1 protein-coding gene is annotated in these 802 nt (G+C 52.9%); it reads right to left on the bottom strand.

The genetic code is table 11. The features are described from left to right. Nucleotides 1–802, bottom strand: an 802-nt coding sequence (locus RMQ97_RS15520) for a hypothetical protein (protein ID WP_413661808.1), incomplete at both ends; no start/stop codon positions are given.

The raw sequence follows: 802 nt of genomic DNA, 5'->3' as shown, positions 1-802 counted from the left end.
AGCGGTATAGGCATCCACATTGCTATTGCCCAGATACCGGGTTTCCTTCGTGATCCGATTGGCGCCATCCGTGTGATACCGTGTCCGGATTTCATCGTCGGTATCCTCGCCGCGAATATCGAGATAATGAAAGCCGGAATTGGTGAAGCCGAGCACTGTCCGGGAGTTGGTTCCGTCCAGCGACAGGTTCAGATTGCCAAACGCGTCGTAGTTGACACGGGTTTCGATACTTGCGCCCAGATCGGCCGCAATGACGTCATCAATCGTCCAGCTGTTCGTGGCGGAAACCTGGTTTTCATACCGATAAGTGTTGCTCTGTCGTCCGAGCGGATCAGCCTCGAATTGAACAACATAGCCTTCCGCATCTACGGTGAAGCGGAGTTCGTTGCGGGAATTATAGTAGTTGCGTGTGGTCCGAGAACCGACGCTGTTATCGCCCGCCCATGGGTCCATCTCAGAGACGGTGGGTTGTTGCCCGTTTGCATTGAAACTGGCCGCATAACGTGTTGAACGGATGACATTGCCAAAGTCATCATAATCAAATCGTGCCACTTCACCATCTGCATTGACGGTGTAGCGCAGACGTTGTTGCGAGTCGTAGACAAAATAGTTGTTTCGTGTGGTCGGCGATGTCAGGCCGGCCACATAAGTCTGAACGCTGTGATAATCAAAACGGGTCAGGCCATCGATGGTGTCGGCGTATTGAATGGTTTCGCGGACCAGTCCGATGGCATGCGTGACGGTGTCTTCAAAGTAAACATTCTCGGTGATGCGACCCAGCGCATCAATGGTAAACCGCAAG

The sequence above is a fragment of the Maricaulis sp. D1M11 genome (genome assembly GCF_047308265.1).
GTDB lineage: Bacteria > Pseudomonadota > Alphaproteobacteria > Caulobacterales > Maricaulaceae > Maricaulis.
The sequence above is the reverse complement of the archived record's forward strand: the minus strand, read 5'-3'. Positions and strand labels throughout refer to the sequence as shown.